General features: G+C 42.6%; 3 protein-coding genes. All 3 read right to left on the bottom strand.

Going from position 1 to position 3974, the window contains the following annotated elements; translation table 11 throughout:
- Nucleotides 1–47: 47 nt before the first annotated feature.
- Nucleotides 48–749, bottom strand: a complete 702-nt coding sequence (gene rprY, locus BACCELL_RS03995; protein ID WP_007210274.1) for a response regulator transcription factor RprY — start codon at nt 747–749, stop codon at nt 48–50.
- A 4-nt stretch (nt 750–753) separates the two neighbouring features.
- Nucleotides 754–2295, bottom strand: coding sequence for a sensor histidine kinase (locus BACCELL_RS03990; RefSeq protein WP_007210273.1), 1542 nt, complete (start codon nt 2293–2295; stop codon nt 754–756).
- 275 nt (nt 2296–2570) lie between these two features.
- On the bottom strand, nt 2571–3974 hold a 1404-nt coding region (fusA, locus tag BACCELL_RS25895), incomplete at its 5' end, for an elongation factor G (protein ID WP_007210272.1).

Here is a 3974-nt window from a genome sequence, read left to right as displayed (position 1 = left end):
GTTGCTTTGGTAGCAACCGCCTTTTTTGTTTTTATGCAAGGAGTCTATCAAGACTCCGGTTCCGGTGTAATCAACTTATATCCCTTTCCGTGGATGTTGATGATTTCAATGGAAGGATCTTCTTTCAGATGCTTACGCAACTTCGTGATATACACATCCATGCTACGTGCATTGAAGTAGTTATCATCAATCCAGATGGTCTTCAGAGCAAAGTCACGTTGCAGGATTTCGTTAGCATGAGCACAGAGCAAACCCAAGAGTTCAGACTCTTTCGTTGTCAGCTTCGTCTGCTTTTCAGGCGTTGACAAAATCTGTTTCTGTGTATCGAAAGTGAACATACCTATCTTGTAGATATTGCTCTCTTTGTTCTTCTTTCCACGTACACGTCTCAGAATTGCTTCAATTCTGAATGTCAACTCTTCCATGCTGAACGGCTTGGTGATGTAATCATCCGCACCGATTTTAAAGCCTTCCAGAATATCTTCCTTCAGTGTCTTTGCAGTCAGGAAGATGATAGGAATTTCGGCATTTGCAGCACGCACTTCCTGAGCCAAAGTGAAACCATCTTTCTTCGGCATCATCACGTCAAACACACACAAGTCATATTTATTCTTCAGAAAAGCTTTGTATCCAGCTTCACCGTCGGGATATAACTCCGCAGAATAACCTTTTGCCTGTAAATATTCTCTTAAAAGCATGCCAAGATTTTCATCATCTTCGCACAATAAAATACGCAGTTTCTCGTCCATATCATTAATTTTTAAGTAAAGGTAATGCTATAATAAATTTAGTTCCAACGTTTAGTTCACTCTCTGCCCGGATAGTTCCCTTATGGTCTGTAATAATCTTCTTCACATAAGACAATCCCAATCCAAAGCCTTTCACATCGTGCAGATTACCTGTATGCACGCGGTAGAACTTTTCAAATATCTTTTTCAAATTTTCTTTCTTAATACCTATTCCGTTATCCTGAATAGAAATCATCAGCTTGCCCGGTTCATTCCAGGTCTTCACTTTCAATTCCAAATCGGCATCCGGTCTCTTATACTTCACCGCATTATCCATCAGATTGAAAATCACATTCGTAAGATGCATTTCATCTGCAAAGATATTCGGGTCTGTTGCGTTCAGTTCCGACTCTATATTACCGTTATAACGTTCTACCTTCAGGGTAAATGTATTGATAACACCGGTAATCAACTCATTGGCATCCAATTCCTTCATTTTTAAGGTAGCTTTCTGTTTGTCGAACATCGACATCTGGAGTACCTTCTCCACCTGGAACCTCAACCGTTTCGTCTCATCATTGATGACCGTCGATATATGCTGGAACATGGCAGGCGACTTACCCACTGCAGGGTCTTTCAACATCTGCGCCGCCAGCGAAATAGTCGATATCGGCGTTTTAAACTCATGCGTCATATTGTTGATAAAGTCATTCTTCATCTCCGTCAGTTTCTTTTGGCGGAACACGATATAAATCGTGAAGATAAACGTAATCAGCAACACAAAGGTGAATATCATCGACGGTATCATAAAGTTGATCGAGTCGAAAATATAATCTCTTTTGCCCGGAAAATGTATCTTTACGATACTCATACGGGCAGGTGGATCATTCAGGAACAAAGGCTGGGAGTAAGAATACTCGCTACCTTCATCGACATAGTCCGAACAACGGTATACTTCCCGTCCATCCCGGTCAATCACCTTAAAGTGATATCCCAGATCAATGCCGTTATCTACCAAGCCCGACTTTAAGTACTGATCCAGGTTCTTAAAGTTGATGCGTTCCTCAATCGGCTTGCTACTTGCCGTATATAACATCTGCAAGGCAACTTCATCCAACAAGCCACGCTGGTACACATAACGTTCTTTCATTAAATCAATTTGTGTACGAGCTGTTTTAGGAATCGTCTTAGCGCCATGCTTACGCGAAATCATCGCTCTCGGCAGCTCTGACGGTTTATTTGTGATCGTCTGAAGTTCCATGGCCGAATACTTGGAACCATCCGGCGACGTCACCGTAAACCGTTGTGTCTGCACCAATGCCTGTCCTTGCTCAGTCAATTCCCACGCTCTCTTTTCTGCCTCAGAGATGTCTTCCCGCAACCAACGGGCAACCTCAGCGGACTCCACTTCTTTAGAAGCAGCCATCAGTCCACGCTTCACAGATTCATCAAATTGCTCGTTACGCATCTTTACCATCTTCTCTATGTAGCTGATTTGCAGATACAAGAGGCTGAGGAAAGATAACCCCATAACGATGCCTAATATCCATATTGTTGACTTCTTCATAGTCACAAAATTAACACTCCCTAATTAACACTCCTAACCTATTAACCTGATTTAACCGCAAGTTCTCGTAAATTAACCGAAAAGAGTTTTTTAAGTTGCATTACGAGCATTATAACAAATCAGCGTGTGTTTGGTTTGCAAATTTAATAAAAAATTAATCATTCCCGTTCACATTTACGCATGTTCTTAATCAGTGTTAATAAAAAAGCCATTACCCCTCGTTCTGAGGGAGTAACGGCTTTAACAAATTATAAAAACAGACGAAGTGAAGTCTTTTATTCTTCAGCTTGCTTAGCTTCGAACTCCTTAACCAACTTATCTTGTACATCACTTGGAACAAGTTCATAGCTGGCAAATTTCATGATGAACGAAGCACGTCCTCCTGTCAAAGAACTCAAGGCTGTGGAGTAAGATGCCATTTCCTTCAAAGGTACTTTAGCACTCAGCTTTTCATAACCGGCTTCACTACTCATACCCATAATCATGGCACGGCGTCCCTGCAAGTCACCCATCACATCACCCATTCTATCCGACGGAACAAACACTTCCACATCATAGATAGGTTCAAGGATCTTCGGTCCTGCATTCTTGAATGCTTCACTAAATGCATTACGGCCAGCCAACATGAAGGAAATTTCATTGGAGTCTACCGGGTGCATCTTACCATCATACACGATAACACGTACATCACGAGCATACGAACCGGTCAACGGACCTTGTTCCATACGAGACATGATACCTTTCAGGATAGCCGGCATGAAACGCGCGTCAATAGAACCACCTACGATACTATTAATAAATACCAATTTACCGCCCCATTCCAATGGGATTTCTTCGGTACCTTTCACGTTCATCTTAAACTCCTGCGCACCAAACTTATAAGTATCAGGCAGCGGCATACCTTCGTAATAAGGTTCTACAATCAGATGCACCTCACCAAACTGGCCTGCACCACCCGATTGTTTCTTATGGCGGTAGTCTGCACGAGCCGCCTTCGTAATGGTTTCACGATACGGAATTCTCGGTTCCTCATATTTGATTTGCAACTTTTCATTATTCTCCAAACGCCATTTCAACGTACGCAAGTGGAATTCACCCTGTCCGTGAACAATAGTCTGGCGCAATTCCTTGGATTGCTCTATCACCCAAGTCGGATCTTCCTCGCGCATACGATTCAATATGGCCATCATCTTTTCTGTATCGGCCTCATTCACGGGTTTGATAGCACGGGAATATTTTGAATTGGGATATTTGACAAAATTGAAACGGTTTTCAGTACCCTTACCATTCAGAGTATTACCTGTATGCACATCTTTTAATTTCACAGTACAACCGATATCACCGGCCACCATTTCTTCCACCTTAATACGGTTGGCACCTGCACAGGCATAAATCTGGGCGATACGTTCTTTTGAACCACGGTCAGCATTCGTAAAGTCTTCACCTTCGTGCACTTTACCGCTCATAACCTTGAAGTACTGAACATCACCGATATGAGGTTCAACAGCGGTCTTGAAGAAATAGAGAGAAGTAGGTCCATTCGGATTCGGTTCCACAACCTCGCCACGAGTATTGTGTACGGGCGGCATCTCGTTTACAAACGGAACCACATTACCCAGGAATTCCATCAAACGACGCACACCCATATCTTTACCTGCACAAACACAGAATACAGGGAA

This window comes from Bacteroides cellulosilyticus DSM 14838, from assembly GCF_000158035.1.
Taxonomy (GTDB): domain Bacteria; phylum Bacteroidota; class Bacteroidia; order Bacteroidales; family Bacteroidaceae; genus Bacteroides; species Bacteroides cellulosilyticus.
The sequence above is the reverse complement of the archived record's forward strand: the minus strand, read 5'-3'. Positions and strand labels throughout refer to the sequence as shown.

Coding starts and splice junctions, on each gene's coding strand:
- rprY (WP_007210274.1), bottom strand. CDS start 749: ATGGACGAGAAACTGCGTATTTTATTGTGCGAAGATGATGAAAATCTT.
- BACCELL_RS03990 (WP_007210273.1), bottom strand. CDS start 2,295: ATGAAGAAGTCAACAATATGGATATTAGGCATCGTTATGGGGTTATCT.